This is a genomic window from Kribbella sp. NPDC048928 (genome assembly GCF_043197975.1).
Taxonomy (GTDB): Bacteria; Actinomycetota; Actinomycetes; order Propionibacteriales; family Kribbellaceae; genus Kribbella.
Genome location: NZ_JBICUC010000002.1, coordinates 215,166 through 237,906, shown reverse-complemented (window position 1 = coordinate 237,906; position 22,741 = coordinate 215,166). Strand labels below are relative to the sequence as shown.

The 22,741-nt window shown below is 69.0% G+C and carries 24 protein-coding genes and 1 tRNA gene; 9 read left to right on the top strand and 16 right to left on the bottom strand.

Going from position 1 to position 22,741, the window contains the following annotated elements:
* Positions 1–14 precede the first annotated feature (14 nt).
* Positions 15–908: a carbohydrate kinase family protein gene (locus tag ACGFI6_RS07905; RefSeq protein ID WP_393116139.1), complete on the bottom strand. Its 894-nt coding sequence runs from the start codon at positions 906–908 to the stop codon at positions 15–17.
* Positions 909–995: 87 nt separating this feature from the next.
* Between ACGFI6_RS07905 and ACGFI6_RS07900 the strand changes: the two genes are divergently transcribed.
* The gene (locus tag ACGFI6_RS07900; RefSeq protein WP_393116137.1) at positions 996–2,213 is read left to right on the top strand and encodes an alpha/beta hydrolase family protein; all 1,218 of its coding nucleotides are present in this window, start codon (positions 996–998) and stop codon (positions 2,211–2,213) included.
* Here the strand turns inward: ACGFI6_RS07900 and ACGFI6_RS07895 are convergent.
* The 9 genes from ACGFI6_RS07895 to ACGFI6_RS07855 all read right to left on the bottom strand — a co-directional run bounded on the left by ACGFI6_RS07895 (position 2,203) and on the right by ACGFI6_RS07855 (position 8,922).
* Positions 2,203–2,832, bottom strand: a complete 630-nt coding sequence (locus ACGFI6_RS07895; protein WP_393116135.1) for a CoA transferase subunit B — start codon at positions 2,830–2,832, stop codon at positions 2,203–2,205. The two genes, ACGFI6_RS07900 and ACGFI6_RS07895, sit on opposite strands and share 11 nt — an antisense overlap.
* Before the next feature lies 1 nt (position 2,833).
* Positions 2,834–3,595 (bottom strand): CoA transferase subunit A, encoded by a 762-nt coding sequence (locus ACGFI6_RS07890; protein ID WP_393116133.1) that lies wholly within the window; start codon positions 3,593–3,595, stop codon positions 2,834–2,836.
* 107 nt (positions 3,596–3,702) lie between these two features.
* Positions 3,703–4,632 (bottom strand): hypothetical protein, encoded by a 930-nt coding sequence (locus ACGFI6_RS07885; RefSeq protein ID WP_393116131.1) that lies wholly within the window; start codon positions 4,630–4,632, stop codon positions 3,703–3,705.
* Positions 4,633–4,678: 46 nt separating this feature from the next.
* Positions 4,679–5,377 (bottom strand): carbohydrate-binding family 9-like protein, encoded by a 699-nt coding sequence (locus ACGFI6_RS07880; protein WP_393116129.1) that lies wholly within the window; start codon positions 5,375–5,377, stop codon positions 4,679–4,681.
* Positions 5,370–5,855: a hypothetical protein gene (locus tag ACGFI6_RS07875; RefSeq protein WP_393116127.1), complete on the bottom strand. Its 486-nt coding sequence runs from the start codon at positions 5,853–5,855 to the stop codon at positions 5,370–5,372. Before ACGFI6_RS07875 ends, ACGFI6_RS07880 begins: the two co-directional genes overlap by 8 nt.
* A gap of 9 nt (positions 5,856–5,864) precedes the next feature.
* Complete coding sequence (gene lipB / locus ACGFI6_RS07870; RefSeq protein WP_393116125.1) at positions 5,865–6,494, bottom strand: lipoyl(octanoyl) transferase LipB; 630 nt, start codon at positions 6,492–6,494, stop codon at positions 5,865–5,867.
* 4 nt (positions 6,495–6,498) lie between these two features.
* Positions 6,499–7,815, bottom strand: a complete 1,317-nt coding sequence (locus ACGFI6_RS07865) for a J domain-containing protein (protein WP_393116123.1) — start codon at positions 7,813–7,815, stop codon at positions 6,499–6,501.
* Between the two features lie 70 nt (positions 7,816–7,885).
* Positions 7,886–7,962, bottom strand: a tRNA-Pro gene (locus tag ACGFI6_RS07860).
* 24 nt (positions 7,963–7,986) lie between these two features.
* Positions 7,987–8,922, bottom strand: coding sequence for a metallophosphoesterase (locus tag ACGFI6_RS07855; RefSeq protein WP_393116121.1), 936 nt, complete (start codon positions 8,920–8,922; stop codon positions 7,987–7,989).
* Between the two features lie 26 nt (positions 8,923–8,948).
* Here ACGFI6_RS07855 and ACGFI6_RS07850 point away from each other — a divergent pair, with 26 nt between their 5' ends.
* On the top strand, positions 8,949–9,416 hold the full coding sequence (locus ACGFI6_RS07850; protein WP_393116119.1) for a GatB/YqeY domain-containing protein: 468 nt from the start codon (positions 8,949–8,951) through the stop codon (positions 9,414–9,416).
* A gap of 1 nt (position 9,417) precedes the next feature.
* Here the strand turns inward: ACGFI6_RS07850 and ACGFI6_RS07845 are convergent, their stop codons facing one another.
* The 3 genes from ACGFI6_RS07845 to lon all read right to left on the bottom strand — a co-directional run bounded on the left by ACGFI6_RS07845 (position 9,418) and on the right by lon (position 14,592).
* Complete coding sequence (locus tag ACGFI6_RS07845; RefSeq protein WP_393116117.1) at positions 9,418–9,678, bottom strand: hypothetical protein; 261 nt, start codon at positions 9,676–9,678, stop codon at positions 9,418–9,420.
* Positions 9,679–9,684: 6 nt separating this feature from the next.
* Positions 9,685–12,036 carry a penicillin-binding protein gene (locus tag ACGFI6_RS07840; protein WP_393116115.1) on the bottom strand — a complete coding sequence of 784 codons (2,352 nt, stop codon included), beginning with the start codon at positions 12,034–12,036 and terminating at the stop codon, positions 9,685–9,687.
* 204 nt (positions 12,037–12,240) lie between these two features.
* Positions 12,241–14,592: an endopeptidase La gene (lon, locus tag ACGFI6_RS07835; RefSeq protein WP_393116113.1), complete on the bottom strand. Its 2,352-nt coding sequence runs from the start codon at positions 14,590–14,592 to the stop codon at positions 12,241–12,243.
* Between the two features lie 156 nt (positions 14,593–14,748).
* On the opposite strand from lon, the gene ACGFI6_RS07830 reads away from it, so the two are divergent.
* Positions 14,749–15,153, top strand: a complete 405-nt coding sequence (locus ACGFI6_RS07830; protein WP_393116111.1) for a YciI family protein — start codon at positions 14,749–14,751, stop codon at positions 15,151–15,153.
* A gap of 19 nt (positions 15,154–15,172) precedes the next feature.
* Here ACGFI6_RS07830 and ACGFI6_RS07825 read toward each other — a convergent pair whose 3' ends face one another.
* Both ACGFI6_RS07825 and ACGFI6_RS07820 read right to left on the bottom strand, forming a co-directional pair.
* Positions 15,173–16,294, bottom strand: a complete 1,122-nt coding sequence (locus ACGFI6_RS07825; RefSeq protein WP_393116109.1) for an ArsA family ATPase — start codon at positions 16,292–16,294, stop codon at positions 15,173–15,175.
* Complete coding sequence (locus tag ACGFI6_RS07820; RefSeq protein ID WP_393116107.1) at positions 16,291–17,241, bottom strand: ArsA-related P-loop ATPase; 951 nt, start codon at positions 17,239–17,241, stop codon at positions 16,291–16,293. The genes ACGFI6_RS07825 and ACGFI6_RS07820 overlap by 4 nt, the downstream gene beginning before the upstream one ends.
* A 49-nt stretch (positions 17,242–17,290) precedes the next feature.
* Between ACGFI6_RS07820 and ACGFI6_RS07815 the strand changes: the two genes are divergently transcribed.
* The 5 genes from ACGFI6_RS07815 (at position 17,291) to ACGFI6_RS07795 (ending at position 20,795) form a co-directional block, all read left to right on the top strand.
* Positions 17,291–17,452, top strand: coding sequence for a DUF4177 domain-containing protein (locus ACGFI6_RS07815; protein WP_165553378.1), 162 nt, complete (start codon positions 17,291–17,293; stop codon positions 17,450–17,452).
* Positions 17,449–17,910 carry a RidA family protein gene (locus tag ACGFI6_RS07810; RefSeq protein WP_393116105.1) on the top strand — a complete coding sequence of 154 codons (462 nt, stop codon included), beginning with the start codon at positions 17,449–17,451 and terminating at the stop codon, positions 17,908–17,910. The genes ACGFI6_RS07815 and ACGFI6_RS07810 overlap by 4 nt, the downstream gene beginning before the upstream one ends.
* Positions 17,911–17,938: 28 nt before the next feature.
* Positions 17,939–18,823: an NUDIX hydrolase gene (locus ACGFI6_RS07805; protein WP_393116103.1), complete on the top strand. Its 885-nt coding sequence runs from the start codon at positions 17,939–17,941 to the stop codon at positions 18,821–18,823.
* Positions 18,820–19,587: an MBL fold metallo-hydrolase gene (locus ACGFI6_RS07800; protein ID WP_393116101.1), complete on the top strand. Its 768-nt coding sequence runs from the start codon at positions 18,820–18,822 to the stop codon at positions 19,585–19,587. Before ACGFI6_RS07805 ends, ACGFI6_RS07800 begins: the two co-directional genes overlap by 4 nt.
* 251 nt (positions 19,588–19,838) lie before the next feature.
* Entirely contained in the window at positions 19,839–20,795 is a 957-nt protein-coding gene (locus ACGFI6_RS07795; RefSeq protein WP_393116099.1) for a type IV toxin-antitoxin system AbiEi family antitoxin domain-containing protein, read from the top strand.
* Between the two features lie 162 nt (positions 20,796–20,957).
* On the opposite strand, the gene ACGFI6_RS07790 is transcribed toward ACGFI6_RS07795, so the two are convergent.
* Complete coding sequence (locus ACGFI6_RS07790; RefSeq protein WP_141857382.1) at positions 20,958–21,635, bottom strand: Crp/Fnr family transcriptional regulator; 678 nt, start codon at positions 21,633–21,635, stop codon at positions 20,958–20,960.
* Positions 21,636–21,770: 135 nt separating this feature from the next.
* On the opposite strand from ACGFI6_RS07790, the gene nth reads away from it, so the two are divergent.
* Positions 21,771–22,535, top strand: a complete 765-nt coding sequence (gene nth, locus ACGFI6_RS07785; RefSeq protein ID WP_393116097.1) for an endonuclease III — start codon at positions 21,771–21,773, stop codon at positions 22,533–22,535.
* Positions 22,536–22,741 lie beyond the last annotated feature (206 nt).

Below are 22,741 nucleotides of genomic sequence, written 5' to 3'. Positions count from 1 at the left end.
GGCGGGGGGGTGGGTCAGGGGAGGGATCGGGTGTGGAGGGCTAGTTGTTCGGCGGTGATCAGGTTGGTGTGGGTGCCTGGGGTGGTGCAGGCCCAGGAGGCGGCGATGGTGGCGGCTCGGGCGGATTCTTGCCAGGGGGCGCCGTCGAGGTAGCGGGCCAGGAAGGCTGCGACGTACGCGTCGCCGGCGCCGTTGGTGTCGACGATCGGGCGGCCAGGGAGGTCGACCGCGGGGAAGTGCTCGACCGGTTCGCCGCGGACGTGCAGGTAGCTGCCGTCCGCGCCGGCCAGCGCGACCACGACGTCGGCGCGGCCGTTCGCGAGGATCCAGTCGACGCCGTCCGGCGGGAGTGCGGCGGCCGAGACGAACACGATGTCCGACGCGGTCGCGAAGTCCTTGTGGTGGTCGTTGCGGCCGTCCCAGTCGTGCAGGTCGGTCGAGATCGAGCGGTCGGCGGCGATCGCGTCGCCGAGCGCGTCGCGGGCGAAGTCCATGATCGAGACATGTACGTGCTGCGCGCGGCGGATCAGCGGGCGCCACAGGTTCGGGTCGACGCGTAGACCGGCCGGATGCCGGCCGTCGTACATCGAGAGCCGGCGACCGTCCGGCGCGACCAGGTTGACCGATCGGCGGGTCCCGCTCGGGTGCAGCACGACCCGCAGCGGGATGCCGAGTTCGTCGTACGTACGGCGGATCCGCGCGCCCTCCGGGTCGTCGCCGATCACGTCCACCAGGCCCGCGTTCAGCCCGAGCAGGTGGCATCCGAGCACGACGCCGTGCCCGGTGTGCGCCAAGTACGTCTCGATCGGTTCGACCGGGACCGTGTCCACGTCCGCCAGCGGCAGGCTCGGCACCCGCACGATCGTGTCGATGCCAACTCCGCCGATCACCAGCACATCCAACTCCACGCGTCCCGTCATACCCGACTTTCGCCGGGGATCACAGGTGTCTTTTGCCTGCTGAACACACAGTTCGTGTCCGTGCACAGTCAGTTCATGCTCAACCGACGAACAGTCATCACCTCCGCCCTCCTCGCGCCCATGCCCGTACTGATGAATGCACCGCTCGCATCGGCGGCCGAACCTCGAGTCGTACCGCTCCGACTGCCGCGGCCGACCGGACCGTTTGCCGTCGGTACGACCGAGCTGCACCTGGTCGACCAGCGGCGCGACGACCCGTACGTCCCCGGCCGTCCGCGCGAGCTGATGATCAGCATCTGGTACCCGGCGAGCCGATCCACCCAGCCCGCGCCGTACCTCCCGCCGCTGACCGCCGAGGTGTACGCCGCAGGCGCCGCGATCGCCCTGGAGCAGCCGCTCGGCACCATCGACTGGGCCGGCGCCAAGAGCCACGGCAACCTGCTCGCCCCGGTCCTGCCCGGTCGCCGGCCGGTCGTCCTGTTCTCGCCCGGGTTCGGGGTCCCGCGCGGGCTCGCCTCGATCAGCGTGGCGGAGCTGGCCAGCCGTGGGTACGTCGTCGTCACGGTCGACCACACGTACGAGGTCGCCGGCGTCGAGTTCCCCGGCGGCCGGCTCGAAGTACAGACCCTCCCGTCCACGCCGTACGCGCTGCTCGCCCGCTCGACCCGGTCCGCGGACCTGCGCTTCGTACTCGACTGCCTCGAGCAGCTCGCCCGTGGTCAGAATCCGGACGCGGAGCACCGCCACCTCCCGGCCGGCCTCGGCAGGCTGCTCGACCTGGACAGGATCGGCGCGTACGGGCACTCGGCCGGCGGCATCAGCTCGATCGACCTGCTCGTCGCCGACCCGCGGATCCGCGCGGCGATCGACCTGGACGGCGAGCTCGCCTACGGCTACGACGACCCGGCCGGCTGCCCGACCGTCGCGCGCGGAACCGGCCGCCCGTTCCTGTTGATGGGCTCAGGCGACATCGGCCCGGGCCCGCACAATCACCGAACCGATCCGTCGTGGGGCTTGTTCTGGGACCGCTCGTCCGGCTGGCGCCGCGACCTGAACCTCCCGAACGGCCGCCACTACAGCTTCATCGACCACCAGGCCCTGATCCCGTGGTTCCAGCGGTTCTTCACCGTGCCGCCGGTACTGATCGGGGACACCGTCGGTACGGCGGACGCAAGCAAGGTCCTGCGCGCCCTCCGTACCTACATCCCGGCGTTCTTCGACCAGCACCTCCGGCACCGCCCGCATCCGGCCCTGTGGCGAACCGCGCTGCCGGAGACCGCCTTCATTGCTTGATCGGGGCGCCGGTCTTCTCCTGGAGCTCGTCGAAGGTGACGCCGTCGGCGAGCTCGACCAGTTGCAGGCCGTCGTCGGTGACGTCGAGGACGGCGAGGTCGGTGATGATCCGGTTGACCACACCGCGGCCCGTGTACGGCAGGTCGCACTCGGCGAGGATCTTGTGCGAGCCGTCCTTGGCGACGTGCTCCATCAGCACGATCACCTTCTTCGCGCCGTGCACCAGGTCCATCGCGCCGCCCATCCCCTTGACCATCTTGCCGGGGATCATCCAGTTCGACAGGTCGCCGGTGGCCGAGACCTGCATCGCGCCCAGGATCGCGGCGTCGATCGCGCCGCCGCGGATCATCCCGAAGGACAGCGACGAGTCGAAGAACGAGGCCCCGGGCAGCGTCGTGACGGTCTCCTTGCCGGCGTTGATCAGGTCCGGGTCCTCGGCGCCCTCGACCGGGTACGGCCCGACGCCGAGGATGCCGTTCTCCGACTGCAGGACGACGGTGACGCCGTCCGGGATGTAGTTCGGCACCATGGTCGGCAGGCCGATGCCGAGGTTCACGTACTGGCCGTCCTCGAGTTCGGCCGCGGCCCGGGCCGCCATCTGCTCACGCGTCAACGGCATCTCAGGCTTCCTTCCGAGGCTGAACGGTGCGCTTCTCGATGCGCTTCTCGATGTCCTTGCCGACGGCAACAACACGCTGCACGTAGACGCCCGGCAGGTGGATCGAGTCCGGGTCCAGCTCACCAGGCTGGACCAGCTCCTCCACCTGGGCGATCGTCACCCGGCCGGCCATCGCGGCCAGCGGGTTGAAGTTCCGCGCGCTGCGGTCGAAGACCAGGTTCCCGTGGGTGTCGCCCTTGAGCGCGTGCACCAGCCCGAAGTCGGTGGTGATCGACTCCTCCAGCACGTACGTCGTGCCGTTGATGTCCCGGGTCTCCTTGGCCTCGGACGCCAGCGCCACCGACCCGTCGGCGTTGTACTTCTGCGGGAGCCCGCCCTCGGCGACCTGGGTCCCGACGCCGGCCAAGGTGTAGAAGGCCGCGATCCCGCAGCCGCCCGCCCGGAGCTTCTCGGCGAGCGTGCCTTGTGGGGTCAGCTCGACCTCCAGCTCGCCGTGCAGGAACTGCCGGGCGAACTCCTTGTTCTCCCCGACGTACGACGAGGTCATCTTGGCGATCCGCTTGTCGGCGAGCAGCAGACCGAGGCCCCAGTCGTCGACGCCGCAGTTGTTCGACACGACGCTGAGCCCGGACACCCCCTTGTCGTGCAGCGCGCTGATCAGCTGCATCGGGTTGCCGCACAACCCGAAGCCGCCGACCGCGAGGCTCGCTCCGTCCTCGATGTCCGCCACCGCTTCCTGCGGCGATCCGTACGTCTTGTCCATCAGCTGCTCCGTTGCAGGTCGATGCCAGGTGATCCCGACTCTAACCAGCCGTGCACCCACCCGCGATGTGGCTGACCCCACAGTTCTACCGGGGGCCCGCGGTCGCGTCAGGCGGTGGCCTCGGAGGCGTTCAGCGCGGCGAGCTCGTGGTGCGCCTCGAAATGCGCATCCTCCAGCCCGTGCAGCGTCAGGACGGCGGACAGGTGCGACCGCGCCGCCGGGAGATTGCCGGAGCGCCGGGCGGTCCGTGCCAGACCGAGCCGGGCGGCCGCAACAGTCTCCTGGAGCTCGGCGTGCTCACCGATGGAAAGGGCCCGGCTGTAGTCCGCGTGGGCGTCCTCCAGCTTCCCTGCTCGCCGGTACAGCTCAGCACGCTCGCACAGCAGCAGGCCGGTCTCCTCAGGCAGGCACAGCTGCTCTGCCAGCTCCAGCGCCTCGGTAGTGATGTCCAGGGGCTCGCCCACAACGTGCCGTAGGGCGCTCAGGGCGAGGAACAGGCCCCAGCGGTCCTCCAGCATCCGGAAGCGGCCCAGCGCCGTACGGAGCGCCTGCGCCGCGTCGTCCGGCGCCGCCTTCGTCAAACCGGGGTACCCACGGCACAGCTCCACAGCTGCCCGTGTCCACGCGTCACCGCTCTCGTTCCGTTCGAGGACCTCCTCGATCACCGCGGTCGACTCGAACGGCCCGAAGACCAGGGCCCACAGCAGCACGGTCGCCGAGTACCGGAAAGGACCTGTGGTCGTCAGGACGATCTGCTGGGCCAGCTCGATCTGCTCCTGCTCCGCTGAGGCGGCCCCGTTGATGACTGCGAGCAGGTACTCCTCGTCGAGCCCGACCGGCACGGTCCGGCCGAGCATGCTGAGCACCCGCTCGGCCGCCGCGGCAGCCTCGTCCTGGAGCCCGTTCGACCACCAGTACGCCGAATAGCGCGCAACGAGCCGCAGGGCGGTTCGCAGGTCGCTCTCACATGCGCGCTCGATCGCGCTGACGACCTGGTCCGCCTCCAGACCGTGTGGTTCGGAGCCCCCCAAGTTCACGTACCTCATTCTCTCGCGCCGGTGTCAACGCCGTGTCACGGGGGGCTCAGAACCGCAGGACGCCCCACGTCGACGGGCGGTGCATGTCCTCGATTCCTTGCGGCGACCAGACCCAGAACTCGAGCTGCTCACCCTTCACGTACGCCCCGTCGACCACCTCGTGCGGCCACTCGCAGCGCATCAGGTTCATCCGCCACTCGTCGCCCGGGTTCGGCGGCGTGGCGCGGCCCTTGTTGTACGCGGCCAGGTCGGCCCACGGTACGGCGAGCTCCACCGACCACCCGGTGTCGGTGTCGGACGGGTCGTTCACCGTGCCGTCGACGTGTACCGCGGTCCGCAGGCCGGGCAGGTTCGTCGGGTCGATCGGTACGCCGCCGTCGACGTACGGCTTGGGCAGCGTGAGCTCCCAGATCGTCCCGAGCGGGTTGATCTCGAACTCGTAGTAGTTCTGCCCGTCGCCGTCCGGGTCCAGGAACAGCTCGTAGTTGTTCTCGTGGAACAGCTTGCTGTTGTGCTCGGTCATCGTCGACCACACGTGCGGCTCCTCGAGCAGGCCGCCGAGGTACAGGTACCGGTCGTCGTACATCAGCTTCGACCGGGTCCGGAAGCGCGGCGCGGGGCCGTCGTGGATCGGGACGAAGTCGGTGGTCCACGGCGCGACGTCCCAGGCCGGGTCGGTCAGGGTGCCGTCGAGATTCGGCGCGGTGGTGGTCCGCGGGCACTCGTAGACGGGCAGGTCAGGCATCGGCACGCTCCAGCAGTCGGGCGACGAGATCGGCGATCAGGAAAGTGATGGCGGTCAGGGCCGGTACGACGGCCAGGATCCACGGCGAGTCGAACCGGCCGGTCAGGAACGCGACGACGAACGCGACCATGAAGGCGACGCCGAGGAACGGGATCAGTCGCGGGTGCGGCATCGCCAGCCGGCTCAGCGCGAGCCCGCCGAGCACCATCGTGACCACCACGATCACGATCAGCAGCGGCAGCCCGAAGGCGCCGCAGTTGCTGGTGTCGCGGAACCGCTCGCAGCTGCGTTCACTCAGCCACACGCCGGCGATCGTCACGAACCCGCAGAGCAGCCCGACCACGACCAGGATCAGTGCCGCCGGCAACGGCGGGGCGTCGTACCGCCCCGGGCGGTCCGCCTCCGCTTCCTCGTCGGCGGCCTCCAGCACGGCTTCCAGATCGTCAGGCATCCGGTCGCCGTCGTCCTCCTGGCTCATGGCCGCAGGCTATCGGGCTCCCAGTGACTTAGCGATGGCATCGCGCACGTCGGATTCGCTCGGCGCGGGCTTACCCTGCTCGGCCGCCAGTTCGGCGAGCGAGACCATCGTCACGTCGTGCAGCCCACAGCTCGTGAACGTGTGAAACACCGTCATGTCCGGAGCGACGTTCACCGAGAACCCGTGGCTCGTCACACCGCGCCGGATCCGCATGCCGATCGAGCACAGCTTCCGGCCGTCCTCGGTCCACACCCCGACCAGGCTGCTCGCACCCTTCGGGGTCTCCCGGCGTACGAGCGGGAACCCGAGCGCGCCGAGTGCCTCGATCAGTCCGTTCTCGACCCAGTGCACGATGTCGACGGGACCGCGCTGGTGCAGGTCGATGACCAGGTACCCGACCAGCTGACCGGGGCCGTGGTAGGTCGCGAAGCCCCCGCGATCCACCGGGACCGTGGGAATCCCGGCTGCCTCCACAGGCAGATCGTCGAGCACCGTCCGCGGCCCGTACGTGATGACCGGCGGATGGCTCAGCAGGAACAGCCGGTCGTCCGCGCTGCCCTGTACGCGCTCCTCGACCCACTCCCGCATGTCCTTGGCCGCGACCTCGTACTCAACCTCACCAAGATCAACCCGCTGCATACGTTCAGATTAGGCCGTACGGTGCGCGGTGCAGGATGTCGTACAGGAGTTTGCGGTCGAGCTTGCTGCCCTCGGGCTGGAGCCAGTCGTGCAGCTCGCGCGCAGCGGACCGTACGGACAGGCAGGTGACTGCGGCGTCGGGCTGTGACTGGGTGCGGGCCTCACCTGAGCTCGCGTGGATCACCAGGAAGCCGCGTACGTCAGCCTGCCGGAGGCGGCCGCGCCACGCCTGTACCGCGCCCTCCAGGGCGGGCGCAGGGCTCTCCAGGGGCTGCCCGTTGAGCTGGAGCGCCCCGTACGAGTCCAGTGAGTACGTGCCTGGTGGACCGATCAGGGAGATGATCAGCGCGACCCGCTGGCCGTTGAGCAACAGGTGGTCGATGGTCATCGCCCCGAGCTGTGCACCGTGCACGAGCTTCGCCGCGGGCAGTGCGGTGAGCACGGGGTCCAGGAGGTTGGCCGTACGGCGTTGGAGCAACGCGTCGTGCGAGGTGATGGGCGCGGCCAGCGCGTCGTCCACCAGCGGCTCGCCAGGACGCCCCCACAGGTTGAACTCGTACGACGCCTCGCGGTTGATGGCGCGGTCCACCACGTAGTTCTTGGACCACCGCCCGGTGATGAAGCGCACAACCACGACACCGGCGACCAGCGCGATGATGCCGGCCCGGGCGAGGCCTGTCGCGGTGCCGTTCACGAACGGCAGCAGGGTCAGCACGAAGCCGATCGTGGTCAGGACACCGAGGGCCTTGAGCACGCGTCGGAGCGGTATCCGGTTGCTCCAGTGCGGCGGCATCACCACGACGATCATCGCCACGGTACCGACGGCGAAGAAGTAGTCCAAGAAGCCGTGGTAATTGCTGGTGACCAGGAGAGCGACGGCCAGCGCGGTGAAGAGCACGAGGCCGATCAGCGCGGGGGTCTGCCAGCGGCCGAAGGTCGGGTAGATCAGGACCGGGCCGACCGGCTTCGACTGCAGGGGCTCCTGCGCGGGCTCCTCGGCCGGCGGCTGGGTGTCGCTGGACCAGGGCTGGTCGGTTGACCAGGTCCACTCGTAGTCGGGCTCCGGAGCCGGCGGCTGCGTCGGCGGGGGTGGCGGTGACGGGGGCGGGGTCGAGTGGCTGTCGAGACCGCGGTCGTACGCGGCTCGCTTGGCCGGGTCAGAGAGGGTGTTCCACGCCTCCTGCACGAGCCGGAAGAGCGCCGCGTTGCCGCCCTGGTCCGGGTGCACCTGCAGGGCCAGCTTCCGGTACGCGGACTTGATCTCCGCGGCACTGGCCGTCCGCTCGACGTTCAGCACCTCGTAGTGATCGGTCCCGCGCACCCCAGCTCCTCCGACGGACCTGCCCTGAACGCATTGAGGGTCAGTCACCGCAGTGACTGACCCTCAATGGTGGTCGGGCTGACAGGATTTGAACCTGCGACCTCTTCGTCCCGAACGAAGCGCGCTACCAAGCTGCGCCACAGCCCGAAGTCGCGAGTAGCTTACATGGGCTCAGCGTCCGGACGAAATCGGGTTTATCCGGGGGACGAGAGTGAGCAATGTCGCCTCCGGCCGGCACGCGAATCGGACCGGTGCGTACGGCGACGTACCGAGGCCGGCGGAGACGTGCAGAGCCGCCTGGCGGCCGTCGTGGCCCCAGGTCGACAGGCCCTTGACCCGTGAGGTGTCGAGGTCGCAGTTCGTCACGAGAGCGCCGTACAGCGGGACTGCGAGCTGGCCGCCGTGCGTGTGGCCGGCGAGCACCAAGGGATACCCGTCGCCGACGAAACCGTTCAGGACGCGCTGGTACGGCGCGTGCGTGACGCCGATCGAGAGGTCCGCGGCCGGATCGATCTCGCCGGCCACCTCGTCGTACCGGTCACGCTTGATGTGCGGGTCGTCCGTACCGGCGAAGTCCAGGCGCAGACCGTTCACCTTGAGGGTCGCCTTCGCATTGTTCAGGTCGGTCCAGCCGGCGCCGGTGAACGCGCGGCGCATCTCCTCGTACGGCAGGTCAGGCCCGTGGGGCTTGTGACGCTGCTTGTTCGCGGGCAGCAGGTACTTGCCGGGGTTCTTGAAGTGCGGCTTCCAGTAGTCGTTGGAGCCGAACACGAACACGCCGGGCAGATCCAGCAGATCCCCGTACGCCCGCAGCAGCGGACGGACCGAGTTCTCGTTCGCGAGGTTGTCGCCGGTGTTGACGATCAGGTCGGGCTCGAGCGCGGCGAGGTCGTTCACCCACGCGATCTTCCGCTCCTGGGTGGGCATCAGGTGCAGGTCCGACAGGTGCAGCACCTTGAGCGGCGCGGTGCCCTCCGGCAGCACCGGCACCGTGAACCGGCGCAACGTGAACCAACGCACCTCGATACCGGCCGCGTACGCAACACAGGCTGCGCCGACGGCCGTGACCACGGCAGTGGTCTTCAGGGCGGTCCTCGCGATACTCATTTCATAAGCCTGCCACAATCTCAGGTATGTCCAACTCCGGAATGAAGCAGCGCCTGCACGACGACATGACCGCCGCCCTGAAGGCGCGCGACGAGATCCGCAAGTCGACCCTGCGGATGGCGCTCACCGCGGTCACCAAGGCGGAGGTGTCCGGCAAGGAGGCACGCGAGCTCAGCGACACCGAGATCGTCGACGTGCTCAGCTCCGAGGCGAAGAAGCGCCGCGAGTCCGTGGTCGCCTACCGCGACGCCGGCCGCACCGAGCTCGCCGAGAAGGAGCAGGCCGAGGCGGACATCCTGGCCGAGTACCTGCCCGAGCAGCTCACCGAGGACGAGATCAAGGCCCTGGTCACCGAAGCCATCGCCAGCACCGGCGCCGCCGAGCTCGGCCCCCGCGGCATCGGCAAGGTGATGGGCGCCCTCCAACCCAAGGTCAAGGGCAAGGCTGACGGCGCAGTCGTCTCCGGCGAGGTCAAACGCCAACTCGGCGCCTGAGTCAGATCAGCGTCCCGTCGCCTTCGTAGGCGAGGAAGAAGGACGCACCGGCGACCGGCCGATACCCGGCCCGCATTGCGACCCGCCGCAGCGCCTCACCCTCGAGGGGATAGGCGCCGTGCCGGATGTCCTCCTGCTCCGGGAGGTTCAGCATCTCCCGAACCTCCCGGGCCAGCAGGCCGTCGACCTGAATCCGGTCGATCAGCCACTCGGTCTCATCCGAGAAGACCTCGATGATCCAATCGCTGCTGTCGGGTTTCACAGCCCGCTATCTGTGGCCGCGGCCGGTGCAGTTTGGGTATTTGGGGTTCCAGGGTGGGCAGTTGGGGTTGATCGTGGTGGTGGTGCCGGGCGGTTTCGGGGTGTTGGGCGGTTTCGTGGTGTTCTGATTGCCCGGGTTGTTCGCCTTGCTGCCGTTGGAGACGTAGATCGTCACCAGCGAGCCGGCCGGGGCCCCGTCGCGCTGCCGCGGGTCGGTGTAGGCGACCGTGCCGGCGTTCTCCTCGGAGTTCACCGTGCCGCCGGCGATCGTGACCTGGAAGCCGGCCTGCTTGAGCTTGTTGGACGCGTCCTGCGGGTTCATGCCGTTCACGAACGGGAGATCCTTCACGTCGCCGCGCTGCGTCTTGTCCGACGCCGCGACGAAGTGCGTGGTCGGCAATCCCTGCAGGGCGGCCTTCATCGCCGCCTCCCAGATCGGCCCGGCAGTACCGGAACCGGTCGGGTCGTCGATGTGATGCCCGTTGAGCGTCTGGCCCTGCAGTTTGTCGTACGGCAGGGAGGCGTCGGCCACCGTCGCCGCGGCAGCCAGCTTGGACGAGTACCCGGCGTACCAGACGGCCTTGGCGTCGTTGATGGTTCCGGTCTTGCCGGCCAGGTCGCTCTTGCCGAACTTCAGGTGCTGGCCGGTGCCGCCCTTTTCCATGACCTGGTGCAGGACGGCGTTGACGCCGTCGGCAACCTCCTGCGCGATTGCCTGCTTGCAGTTCGCGCCAGGGATGTTGACCGGCTTTCCGGCCGAGTCCTTGACCGAGGTGACCACCCACGGCGCGCAGTACATGCCGCGCGCGGCGAAGGCGGCGTACGCACCGGCCAGTTGCACCGGCGCGATGTTGTCGATCCCCAGTGTCATCGACGGCACTTGCTGGAGCGGACCGAGGTCCTGGGCGTCGTACATCCCCAGCGCCTGCGCGATCTTGGCGATCGGGCAGAGGCCGGTCCGCTGCGAGAGCTGCAGGAAGTAGGTGTTGGTCGACTTCTGCGCCGCCTCGATCATCGTCGGGTCCGGCACGTTCGTCGTCGAGTTCTGCGGGTCGTAGTTGCCGTTGATCTTGTACGGCCCGTTGCAGGTGCTGAACGTCTGGCCGCCCAGGTGGATCGGGCTCGGCGAGTTGATCTTGTAGTTGAGGGGGATGCCCTTCTGGATGGCGGCGGCGATCGTGAACGCCTTCATGGTCGAGCCGTTCTGCCAGCCGCCGTACCCGCCCGGATAGCTCTTGGGCGCGTTGTAGTTGTACGCGGTCTGGCCGCGTTTGTTGCCGTACGCACGGCTCTGCGCCATGGCCTTCACCAGGCCGGTGCCCGGCTCGACGATCGTCACCGCCGCGATCGCCTGGTCGGTGGTCTTCGAGTGGGTGTCGATGGAGCGTTGCGCATCGGCCTGGATCTTCGGGTCCAGGGAGGTCTTGATCGTCAGGCCGGCGGTCTTGATGTAGTTCGAGCGGTCGGTCTTGGTCTTGCCGAAGGCGGGGTTGTTCTCCAGCTCACCGAGCACGTACTCGCAGTAGAACGGGTACGGGCCGTTGGCGCAGCCGAGCTTGTTCGGCTGGACCTTGTTCGGGTCGATGACCGGGGTCTTCAGCGCCGAGTTCGCCTGGCTGACCGAGATGACGTGCAGCTGCAGCATCCGCTTGATGACGACGTCGCGGCGGTCCTTGGCGCGCTTGGCGTTGTTGGTCGGGTCGTAGCCGGTCGGGTTCTTCACCAGGCCGGCCAGCATCGCGGCCTGCGGCAGCGTCAGGTCCTTCGCGTTCACCGAGAAGTAGTGCTGGGCGGCGGCCTGGATGCCCCACGCGCCGTCGCCGAAGTTCGCCAGGTTCAGGTACTTCTCGAGGATCTCGCTCTTCGAGTACTGCTTCTCGACGGCGATCGCGTACCGCAGCTCGGCGACCTTGCGCTGGTACGTGTCGGCGGTCGCCGCGGCGACCTCCTCCGGGGTCTTGGCCTTCTCGACCAGGCTGACCTTCACGTACTGCTGGGTGATGCTCGAACCGCCCTGCTGGATGCCGCCCGACGACTGGTTCTCCAGCAGCGCACGCAGCGTGCCCTTGAGGTCCAGCGCACCGTGCTCGTAGAACCGGTCGTCCTCGATCGCGACGATCGCCTTCTGCATGATCGGCGCGACCTCCGTGAGCTTCACCGGCTTCCGGTTCTGCTCGGCCAGTGTGGCGATCAGCGAGCCGTCCGCGGCGAGCATCGTGCTCTTCTGCTTCAGCGGCACCTCGTCGAACTGCTGCGGCAGGTCCTGCAGGGTCGTGGAGGTCTTCTCCGTGGTGAATCCGGCAAGGCCGGCGAACGGGATGGCGAGACCGGCAGCCAACGCCCCCGACAGCACGCTCACCCCTAGGAACAGAACTACAGATTGGACGACTCCCCGGTCGCCCTTTTCCCTGACGCGCATGGTTATAGAGACTACGGGATCGCCGATTTGGGTTACGCCTGCGACTGTGAGTTCGGTCACCGTCGCTGGACAGGTTCGCCGAAAGTTCATCCAAAAGAAGGAGGGCCCGGGTCGACGACCCGGGCCCTCCATATCCGTACTGCGTTATGCGGCGAACTGATGCATGCCGACCTCGGCCGGCTCCAGCGCCAGCTCCAGCACCTCGCGGACGTCGCTCACCGGGTGCACGGTCAGCTCCGCGAGCACGGCCTCCGGTACGTCCTCGAGGTCCGGCTCGTTCCGCTTCGGGATCAGGATCGTGGTCAGCCCGGCCCGGTGTGCGGCGAGCAGCTTCTGCTTGACGCCACCGATCGGGAGCACCCGTCCGGTCAACGACACCTCACCGGTCATCGCGACCTCCGAACGGACCGGCCGTCCGGACAGCAGCGACGCCAGCGCCGTCGTCATCGTCACACCCGCCGACGGTCCGTCCTTCGGGACCGCACCCGCCGGTACGTGGATGTGAGTGTTGCGCTCGGCCAGGTCGCCTACCGGCAGGCCCAGCTCCGCACCGTGCGAGCGCAGGTACGACAGGGCGATCTGCGCCGACTCCTTCATCACGTCACCGAGCTGTCCGGTCAGCGTGACCCCGGTCGGGCCGGTCTCCTTGTCGGCCAGCGACGCCTCGATGAAGAGCACGTCACCGCCCGCACCGGTCACAGCCAGTCCGGTCGCCACACCCGGAAGCGCGGTCCGCTCAGCCGACTCCGGAGTGAACTTCGGCGAACCGAGGTACCCCTTCAGGTTGTCCGCACCGATCGTCAGGTTGCCGTCCTCCTCGCCCAGGGCGAGCTTGGACGTCACCTTCCGCAGCACCCGCGAGATCGACCGCTCGAGCTGCCGTACGCCGGCCTCTCGCGTGTACTCACCCGCAAGCACCCGCAGCGCCGAGTCCTCGATCGCCACCTCGTCCGCCGTCAGGCCCGCCCGCTCCAGCTGACGCGGGAGCAGGTGGTCACGAGCGATGATGACCTTCTCGTCCTCGGTGTACCCGTCCAGCTGCACCAGTTCCATCCGGTCCAGCAGCGGCGCCGGGATGGAGTCCAGCACGTTCGCCGTGGCCAGGAAGACCACGTCGGACAGATCCAGCTCGACCTCCAGGTAGTGATCCCGGAAGGTGTGGTTCTGCGCCGGGTCGAGGACCTCCAGCAGAGCGGCCGTCGGGTCGCCCCGGTAGTCCGCACCCACCTTGTCGATCTCGTCCAGCAGGACGACGGGGTTCATCGAGCCGGCCTCGGTGATTGCACGGACCACGCGGCCCGGCAGGGCACCGACGTACGTCCGGCGGTGGCCACGGATCTCGGCCTCGTCGCGGACGCCACCCAGGGCGACCCGGACGAACTTGCGGCCCATCGCCCGCGCCACGGACTCACCCAGCGAGGTCTTACCCACACCAGGAGGACCGACCAGGGCCAGTACGGCGCCACTGCGACGTCCACCAACCACGCCAAGACCACGGTCCGCACGACGACGCCGTACGGCCAGGTATTCGGTGATGCGCTGCTTCACGTCGTCCAGACCGGCGTGGTCCGCGTCCAGCACGGCCCGCGCCTCGCGGATGTCGTAGCTGTCCTCGGTCCGCTCGTTCCACGGCAGCTCGAGAACGGTGTCCAGCCACGTACGGATCCAGCCGACCTCGGGGGACTGCTCGGCGGTCCGCTCGAGCTTGTCGACCTCGGAGAGCGCGGCCTTGCGCACGTGCTCCGGCAGGTCGGCCGCCTCGACGCGGGCCCGGTAGTCCTCTTCCTCGGACTCGGCCTTGCCGTCCAGCTCGGCCAGCTCCTTGCGGATCGCGGCCATCTGCTGGCGCAGCAGGAACTCGCGCTGCTGCTTCTCCATGCCCTCCTGGACGTCCTTCTGGATCGTCTCGGAGACCTCGAGCTCGGCGAGGTGGTCCTTCACCCAGCCGATCAGCTTCTCCAGCCGCTCGGAGACGTTCGCGTTCTCCAGCAGCTCCGACTTCTGCTCGTCGCTCAGGTACGACGCGTAGCCGGCCAGGTCGGACAGCTCCGCGGGGTCGTTGACCTGCTTCACGGAGTCGATGACCTGCCACGCACCGCGACGCTCGAGCACCGAGGTCGTCAGGCTCTTGTACTCGCGGGCCAGCTCGGCCGACCGCGCGTCGGTGATCTCGTGCAGCACCGTCGCGCTCACCCAGAGGGCAGCACCCGGACCGGTGGTCCCGGCGCCGATCAGGACCCGCTGGGTCCCGCGGATCACGGCCGCCTGGGCACCGCCCGGCAGCCGGCCGATCTGCTCGATCTCACCGAGCGTCCCGGCCTTGGCATATTTTCCGTCCAGTCGCGGGACGAGCAGGACCTTGTCCTCGCCCGAGGCCTGCGCGGCGTCGATCGCCGCCCGGGCCTCGCTGTCGGCGAGCCGGACCGGCACGACCATCCCGGGCAGGACCACGACGTCGTCCAGCGGCAGTACCGGAAGATTCAACGTATCGGTCACGCTGTCACACCCTTATCCAAAGATTGAGTCTGACAGGCTCAACCACAGGTGTAAGAAAGTAATTCCCGGCCCGAAAGGGCGTTCGCTCACGGTGAACCCGTGCGGCGCCGGCCGTCGGGAGGGCGCAATCAGCGGCGGTCGTGTCGGATCGGTGCTGTGCTGTTCGTGGAGCTGTCGACGGGCAACGAGTCCGCCACCGAGACAACGTACGGAGCAGACATGAGCCAGTACATCATCTACTTCAACCAGCAGTGGGTGGGCGATCACAGTGAGGAGTGGTTCACCGCGCGCGGCCCGCTCGCGAACGCGGTCGTGGAGGAGATGAAGGAGGCCGGCGTCTACGTGTTCGCCGGTGGGGTGGACGAGGACCTCGCGAACGGCTTCAGCGCCGACGCGACGAGCGGCAAGGTCGAGATCGCCGACGGACTGTTCGGCGACGGCAAGGAGTACCTGGGCGGCTTGACGGTCATCGACGTGCCCGACGACGACACCGCGAAGGTCTGGGCAGGCAAGATCGCCGTGGCGTGTGGCTGGCCTCAGCAGGTCCGCCAGGTCGGGTGAGGCTGAGCACCGGTCCGCCTTACCCGGTGAGCAGCTCCCCGATCGTCCGCAGCCCGGCGACGTCGTGCACGTCGTCGGGCAGCGCGGGGACCTCGACGGTCTTGATCGCGCGGTGCCCGCGGCGGAAACGGTCGGCTCGCTTGTGGTCGCCGACGACCTGCTGCATCTTGTCCGCGTGCAGCCGCAGGACGGCGGCCGACAGCGGCGACTTGTCCGCTTCTTCGAGCTTCTCGGCTGCCGCGAGTGAGCGCTCGGCCGACAGTTCCGAGGCCTGGGTGTTCGTCACGCGGTTCAGTACGACGCCGGCCAGCGGCATGCCCTCGGCCCGCAGCCGCTCGGCGAAGTACGACGCCTCCCGGAGCGCGTCGTTCTGTGGAGCGGCCACCACGAGGAATGCGGTGTGCGGCTCCCGCAGCAGCGCTACGGTCTGCTCGGCCCGCTGCCGGAACCCGCCGAACAGGGTGTCGAAGGCGGCGACGAACGTCTGTACGTCGGTCAGCACCTGGGCGCCGAGGACCTTGTTGAGCACCGACATCGCCATGTTCACGCCGGCCGACATCAACTTGAAGGGTCCTCGAGCGGGCGCCAGGAGGAGACGCAGGAAGCGTCCCTCCAGCAGCGAGGCCAGCCGCTCCGGGGCGTCCAGGAAGTCCAGCGCGGAGCGGGACGGCGGGGTGTCGACGATGATCAGATCCCAGTCGCCGGTCCGCTCGGCCTGCTTGTGCAACTGGCCGAGCTTCTCCATCGCCATGTACTCCTGCGTGCCCGCGAACGACGACGACAGCGCGACGTAGAACGGGTTCGCGAGGATCTGCTCGGCCTTCTCCGGCGTCGCGTGCTGCAGGACGACGTCGTCGAACGTCCGCTTCATGTCCAGCATCATCGCGTCCAGCCGGCCGCCGTTCTTCGGGTTCGCGCCGGCCACCGCGCGGGGGGTGTTGTCGAGCTCGGTCAGCCCGAGCGACTGCGCCAGCCGCCGCGCCGGGTCGATCGTCAGTACGACGACCTTCCGCCCCCGCTCCGCCGCCCGCAGCCCGAGCGCGGCCGCCGTCGTGGTCTTACCGACACCACCCGCGCCACAGGTGACGACGATCCGCGTCTTCGGGTCGTCGATCAGCGCGTCCAGATCGAGAGCTGTCATCCGCGGAACTCCTCGGCGAGGTCCAGCAGGGCGCCTTGGTCGATTCCGTCCGGCTGCAGGGTCAGCTCCGTCACCTGCTTGCCGAGGGCATCGATTCGGTCGCGGTTCTCGCGTTCCAGGCCGACCCGGATGGCGTGGTCGTGGGCCTCGGCCGCGAGCGTTCGGACCAGGTCGTCGCCGGGCGTGATGCCGGCCGCCCTGAGTCCTCTGGTCAGCTCGGCGGTGGGCAGTTTCTCCTTCACCGCAAGGGCGAGTGCGTCGTCGTCGAGCGGGCTGTTGCGGACCATGTTCACCACGATCGACCCGATCCGCAGGTCCAGCTTCTCCAGCTGCTCGACCGCGTCCAGCGTCTCCTGGACCGGCATCTCCTCGAGCAGCGTGACCAGATGGATCCGGGTCACGTCCGAGCGCAGCATGCCCATGATCGCGTCCGCCTGGTTGCGGATCGGGCCCACCTTGGCGAGCCCGGCGACCTCGTGGTTCACGTTCAGGAAGCGTCCGATCCGCCCGGTCGGCGGCGCGTCCAGCACCACGGCGTCGTACGCGAGCCTCCCGTGTGCCTTCCGGCGGGTCGCCTCGTACACCTTGCCGGTCAGCAGTACGTCACGCAGCCCCGGGGCGATCGTGGTGACGAAGTCGATGGCGCCGACCTTCTCGAGCGCCTTCCCGGCGCGGCCGAGGTGGTAGTACATGTCGAGGTACTCCAGCAGGGCGGCCTCGGCGTCCACGGCCAGTGCGAACACCTCACCTCCACCGGGCCCGTGCGCGATCCGGCGTTCGACGTACGGCAGCGGCGGTACGTCGAAGAGTTGGGCCAGCCCCTGGCGCCCCTCCACCTCGCAGAGCAGCACCCGCTGACCCTGCTCGGCCAGCGCGAGCGCCATGGCAGCCGCAACAGTCGTCTTCCCGGTGCCCCCCTTACCGGTGACCACGTGCAGTCGCGCCATAGGTCCCAGGGTAGGACGTGTGCCAGGACACACCGTTAGAGTCCCCTGCATGAAGAAGTTCGAGTACTTCACCGCGCCGCTGCTGGTCCACTCGACCAAGGAGATCCTGGACAACTTCGGCCAGGACGGCTGGGAGCTGGTCCAGGTCGTCCCGGGGCTGAACCCGGAGAACCTGGTCGCCTACTTCAAGCGGGAGATCGAGGACAAATGAGCCACCCCGAGGAGAAGCTCGCCGAGCTCGGTCTGAAGCTGCCCGACGTGGCCAAGCCGGTTGCCGCGTACGTGCCGGCCGTCCGGACCGGTGACCTCGTCTACACGTCCGGCCAGCTGCCGCTGCGCGAGGGAACGTTGATCGCCACCGGCAAGGTCGGCGACGCGGTCACGCCCGAGGTCGCAAGCGAGTGCGCCCAGCAGTGCGCGCTGAACGCACTGGCCGCGGTCAAGGCCGAGATCGGCGACCTGGCGAACGTGAAGCGGATCGTCAAGGCGGTCGCGTTCATCGCCTCCACGGCGGACTTCACCGGTCAGCCGCAGGTCGCGAACGGCGCCTCCGAGCTGTTCGGTCAGGTCTTCGGCGACGGCGGCCAGCACGCCCGCAGCGCCGTCGGCGTACCGGTCCTGCCGCTCGACGCCCCCGTCGAGGTCGAGCTGATCGTCGAGGTCGGCTGATCCGTGTCCCGCGGAGGTCCGATCGTTGATGCGTGATCTGAAGTCACAGCTGCTGACCGGCCGGATGGCCGAGACCGCCCGCGAGTACCTCCAGGGCACTCGGACACCGGCCGAGCCACGTCCCGCCTCCACCGTCATCCTCCTCCGCAACCCACTCCCGCACGCCCCGAATGTGGTGGGCGCCGCGGATGGGGTCCGCGCGGCGGGCTCTGCTGGTGGGCCGGAGGTTTATCTGCTGCGGCGGCAGCGGACGATGGCGTTTGCCGCCGGGATGACGGTCTTCCCCGGCGGCCGCGTCGACGCCACCGACTCGACCGTGGCCGACTCGTGGTCCGGGCCGACGCCGGCGTGGTTCGGGGAGCGGTTCGGGTGTTCCGCCGACACTGCGGCGGCGTACGTCGCGGCGGCGGTGCGCGAGACGTTCGAGGAGTCCGGCGTACTGCTGGCCGGTCCGTCGGCCGACGCCGTGGTGGAGGACACCACCGGTGACGACTGGGAGGCGGACCGGGTCGCGCTGGAGTCGCGCGAGCTGGGGTTCTCGGAGTTCCTGCACCGGCGCGGGCTGGTGCTGCGCGCCGACCTGCTCGGGCCGTGGACGCACTGGATCACGCCGGAGTTCGAGCCGAAGCGGTACGACACCGCGTTCTTCGTCGCCGCTCTCCCCGCTGGACAGGTCACGCGGGACGTGACCAGCGAGTCCGACCAGGTCACCTGGATCCGCCCCGCGGACGCGGTCGGCGCCGTCGACGCGGGCGACGTACTGATGCTGCCGCCGACTTACGTGAGCTGCCGCGAGCTCTCGCAGTACGCCGACGTGGCAGCGATCCTGGACGCCGCGGGCGATCGTGAGATCCGGGCGATCATGCCCACCGTGCGCCTCGACGGCGACCAGGCCTATCTGGAGACGACATGAGAGTCACCGACCACGCCACCCTGGTCCGGGCCGACAATCCCGGCCCGATGACGCTGGACGGCACCAACACCTGGATCCTCCGCGCACCGGACGCCGAACAGTCCGTGGTCGTCGACCCCGGGCCGCTGCTCGAGGACCACCTCCGCGCGGTGCTGGAGCAGGCCGGCAAGGTCGCCGTCGTACTGCTCACTCACAAACACCCCGACCACTCCGAGGGCGCGGCGTGGTTCGCCAACCAGGCGGGCTGCGGCGTACGGGCGGTTGACCCCGCGTTCCGGATCCCCACCGACCACGCACACGGGCTGTCCGAGGGGGACGTGATCACCGCCGACGGGCTGCGCATCGAGGTCCTGCCCACTCCGGGCCACACACTCGACTCGGTCTGTTTCTGGCTCCCACAGGATGGCTCGCTCCTCACGGGCGACACCGTCCTCGGCCGCGGTACGTCGGTGGTGGCGCACCCGGACGGTGCCCTCGGCCCGTACTTGGACTCCCTGGAGCGCCTCCGCGCCTTCGCCAACTCCCCGGCCGGCGTACTCCGCCTGCTCCCCGGCCACGGCCCCGTCATCGACGACCCCGGCGCAGTCCTCACGTACTACCTCAACCACCGCCACGAGCGCCTAGACCAGGTCCGAGCCGCCATCGCCGAGGGCCACACCACCCCCGAAGCAGTAGTCGCCCACGTCTACACCGACGTACCACCCGCCCTCCGCCCCGCCGCCGAACGCTCAGCGCAGGCCCAACTCGACTACCTGACCAACTAACCCCCACCCACCCCCCATTTGCCTGGCAGACCCACCAATTTGCCTGGCAGACCCACGAAATGAGGGGTTCTTGACCGTGAATCAGGGTCAAGAACCCCTCACTTGGTGGGTCTGCCAGGCAAATGTGGGCCGGTCGGCGCCGGACAGATGAGGGTTGAGGGCGTCGGCGGATCGGCCGCGCGGGCCGCGGGTTATCCACAGATGTGCCACGAAGGCCCCCGCGACTCTCCGTAGCGGTTGATCCTGAAGGTATGAATCCGACGCTCAAAGCCCTGGCTGACAGGCAAGGTGGCGTGTTCAGCCGTCGGCAGGCCCTGGTGGCCGGCTACACGCCCGAACAGGTGCACGAGCGCCTGCGCGACCGCCGATGGGAGCGCGTTCGCCACGGCCAGTACGTCGAACGCACCGATCTGGATCACCTCCCACCCTGGGAACGCGCGCTGCTGCGCCACCGTCGGCTCGCGCATGCGGCCGTCAACTCGATGCGCCCGGGGACCGCAGTCGTCAGCCATCATTCGGCGCTGGTCCTTCACGACGTACCGGTCTGGGGCGTCGATCTCGACGAAGTGCAGCTGACCAGGTCGAGTACGGCGCGTACAGGCTCAACTGCCGGCGTCAGGCACCACCACGGCGTGCTGACCAGTGCCGACCTGGACCACGTCGACCACCTTCCCGTGACCGGTGTTCCCCGCGCGCTGGTAGAGACTGCGGCCGGATCGTCTTTCGAGGCCGCGGTGGTGAGCGCCGACGCAGTGTTGCGGGCTGGGAAGCTGCCCGAGGCCGAGCTACGCAGAGTGCTTGCGCTGACCGACTTCTGGCCGGGCGGGCCGACGGTCCGGTCCGCTTTCGGTTTCGCGAACGGGGCGTCGGAATCGGTCGGCGAGTCACGGCTCCGGGTGCTGATGCATTCCGAAGGGCTCCCGGCGCCAGTGTTGCAAGCGGTCTTCACCGATGCGGGCGGCTTCATCGGGCGCGTCGACTTCTACTTCCCCGAGTACCGCACGATTGTCGAGTTCGACGGTCTGTCGAAGTACGCCGACGGCTCGAGTCTGGTGTTGATCCGGGAGAAGGATCGTGAGGATCGGCTCCGCGCTCTGAACCTGCAGGTCATCCGAATCACCTGGGCGGATCTCGCCCATCCGCGCCGTACGGCGATGCGCATCCGGGAGGCCTTCGCCGCCGCGCACCGGTCGCACCTCGCTGGCTGACCCACGAAGTCGTGGGTTCCGCACCCTGGTTAACGGTGTGGAACCCATCATTCAGTGGGTTTGCCAGGCAAATTGGTGGGTCTGCCAGGCAAATGGGGCGGGCTGGGGTGCCGTGACGTGCCGTGCCGTGGGGTGGGCCCGGTGCGGGGTGCGGGGGGAGGGTTAGCGGGCTCGGCGTTGGAGGCGGTCTACGTCGAGGAGGACTACGGAGCGGGGCTCCAGGCGGACCCAGCCTCGGGAGGCGAAGTCGGCGAGGGCCTTGTTGACGGTCTCGCGGGAGGCGCCGACCAGTTGGGCGAGCTCCTCCTGGGTGAGGTCGTGGTGGACGTGGACGCCGTCGTCGGCGGTCCGGCCGAAGCGGCTGGCGAGGTCCAGGAGGGCCTTGGCGACCCGGCCCGGTACGTCGGAGAAGACCAGGTCGGCGACCACGTCGGAGACCTTGCGGAGCCGGCCGGCCAGCTGCAGCAGCAGGCCGCGGGCCACCGCCGGGCGCCCGTCGAGCCAGCGGAGCAGCTCGTCGTGGGTCAGCGACATCAGCGAGGCGTCGGTGACCGCGGTGACGGTCGCGGACCGGGGTCCCGGGTCGAACAGGGACAGCTCACCGAACATCTGGCCCGGCCCGAGGACCGCGATCAGGTTCTCCCGGCCGTCGGCGGAGGTCCGGCCGAGCTTGACCTTGCCCTCGACCACGACGAAGAGCCGGTCACCGGAGTCGCCCTCGTGGAACAGCACCTGGCCGCGGCGCAGCCGGCTCTCGGTCATCGAGGCTGCCAGGGCGTCGGCCGCCTCGTCGTCGAGCTGACTGAACAGCGGTGCCTGTCGGAGCACTGCGGCATCCACTTTTGGGCCTCCTAGGACCTTCGACCACGACTACGGACGTGGGATCCGCCACGTCCGTCGACCGATATGTGTACACCCGGTCGCCACAAAACCGTAGCCCCTCGGGTGTCGGGACCGCCACGTAGGCTTGCCTCCATGCCATCCCCGCGTGTCGCGGACCCCCTCGCGGTGGTCCCGCTGAAGCTCCCCCGCAAGGCTCCTGTGTACGTCGACGAGACGCACACCCAGCTGGTCCGCCGGGCCCGCAAGATGCACAAGGTGCTGACCGAGACCTACCCCGACGCGCACTGCGAGCTGGACTTCACCACCCCGCTCGAGCTACTGGTGGCGACCATCCTGTCCGCCCAGACGACGGACGTCACGGTGAACAAGGTGACGCCGACCCTGTTCGTGAAGTACCCGACCGCGGAGGCGTACGCCGAGGCCGACCGGGACGAGATGGAGGCGATCCTCAAGCCGACCGGGTTCTTCCGGGCGAAGACGAACAGCGTGATCAAGCTCGGTCAGGCGCTCGTCGACGACTACGACGGCGTCGTCCCGGGCAAGCTCGAGGAGCTCGTCAAGCTCCCCGGTACCGGCCGGAAGACGGCGAACGTGGTGCTCGGCAACGCGTTCGGCGTCCCGGGGATCACGGTCGACACGCACTTCGGGCGGCTGGCCCGCCGGTTCGGCTGGACCGCGGAGGAGGACCCGGTCAAGGTCGAGCACGCGATCGGTGAGCTGTTCCCGAAGAAGGACTGGACCATGCTGTCGCACCGGCTGATCTTCCACGGGCGGCGGCGCTGCCACGCGAAGAAGCCGGCCTGCGGCGCTTGCCCGATCGCCCAGTGGTGCCCGTCGTACGGCGCCGGCCCGATCGACCCCGAGGCGGCGGCGAAACTGGTGAAGGCCCCCGCGTGACCCGCACCCCAGCCCTCGCCCACCGCGCACCCCGAGACCCCGCGCCCCCGTCCCAGGACGAGCGGCTGTCGGGTCCGTGGGCCCGCGTGGGGCGTGTCAGCCGGGGCAGACAGGCGCCCAGTACGCCGTCACGCGGCGCCGGTGTGCTGTCGTGGCGCCGAGGGGTGCCCAGTACGCCCCTACGCGGCGCCGTTGTGCGGTCGTGG

Excerpts from the sequence above, each read along its gene's own strand:
- ACGFI6_RS07855 (WP_393116121.1), bottom strand. The coding sequence starts at position 8,922 with ATGAGTATCGCGAGGACCGCCCTGAAGACCACTGCCGTGGTCACGGCC.
- ACGFI6_RS07800 (WP_393116101.1), top strand. The coding sequence starts at position 18,820 with ATGAGAGTCACCGACCACGCCACCCTGGTCCGGGCCGACAATCCCGGC.
- ACGFI6_RS07850 (WP_393116119.1), top strand. The coding sequence starts at position 8,949 with ATGTCCAACTCCGGAATGAAGCAGCGCCTGCACGACGACATGACCGCC.
- ACGFI6_RS07875 (WP_393116127.1), bottom strand. The coding sequence starts at position 5,855 with ATGAGCCAGGAGGACGACGGCGACCGGATGCCTGACGATCTGGAAGCC.
- lipB (WP_393116125.1), bottom strand. The coding sequence starts at position 6,494 with ATGCAGCGGGTTGATCTTGGTGAGGTTGAGTACGAGGTCGCGGCCAAG.
- ACGFI6_RS07795 (WP_393116099.1), top strand. The coding sequence starts at position 19,839 with ATGAATCCGACGCTCAAAGCCCTGGCTGACAGGCAAGGTGGCGTGTTC.
- ACGFI6_RS07820 (WP_393116107.1), bottom strand. The coding sequence starts at position 17,241 with ATGGCGCGACTGCACGTGGTCACCGGTAAGGGGGGCACCGGGAAGACG.
- ACGFI6_RS07810 (WP_393116105.1), top strand. The coding sequence starts at position 17,449 with ATGAGCCACCCCGAGGAGAAGCTCGCCGAGCTCGGTCTGAAGCTGCCC.
- ACGFI6_RS07890 (WP_393116133.1), bottom strand. The coding sequence starts at position 3,595 with ATGGACAAGACGTACGGATCGCCGCAGGAAGCGGTGGCGGACATCGAG.
- ACGFI6_RS07825 (WP_393116109.1), bottom strand. The coding sequence starts at position 16,294 with ATGACAGCTCTCGATCTGGACGCGCTGATCGACGACCCGAAGACGCGG.
- ACGFI6_RS07900 (WP_393116137.1), top strand. The coding sequence starts at position 996 with ATGCTCAACCGACGAACAGTCATCACCTCCGCCCTCCTCGCGCCCATG.
- ACGFI6_RS07880 (WP_393116129.1), bottom strand. The coding sequence starts at position 5,377 with ATGCCTGACCTGCCCGTCTACGAGTGCCCGCGGACCACCACCGCGCCG.
- ACGFI6_RS07815 (WP_165553378.1), top strand. The coding sequence starts at position 17,291 with ATGAAGAAGTTCGAGTACTTCACCGCGCCGCTGCTGGTCCACTCGACC.
- nth (WP_393116097.1), top strand. The coding sequence starts at position 21,771 with ATGCCATCCCCGCGTGTCGCGGACCCCCTCGCGGTGGTCCCGCTGAAG.
- ACGFI6_RS07895 (WP_393116135.1), bottom strand. The coding sequence starts at position 2,832 with ATGCCGTTGACGCGTGAGCAGATGGCGGCCCGGGCCGCGGCCGAACTC.
- ACGFI6_RS07805 (WP_393116103.1), top strand. The coding sequence starts at position 17,939 with ATGCGTGATCTGAAGTCACAGCTGCTGACCGGCCGGATGGCCGAGACC.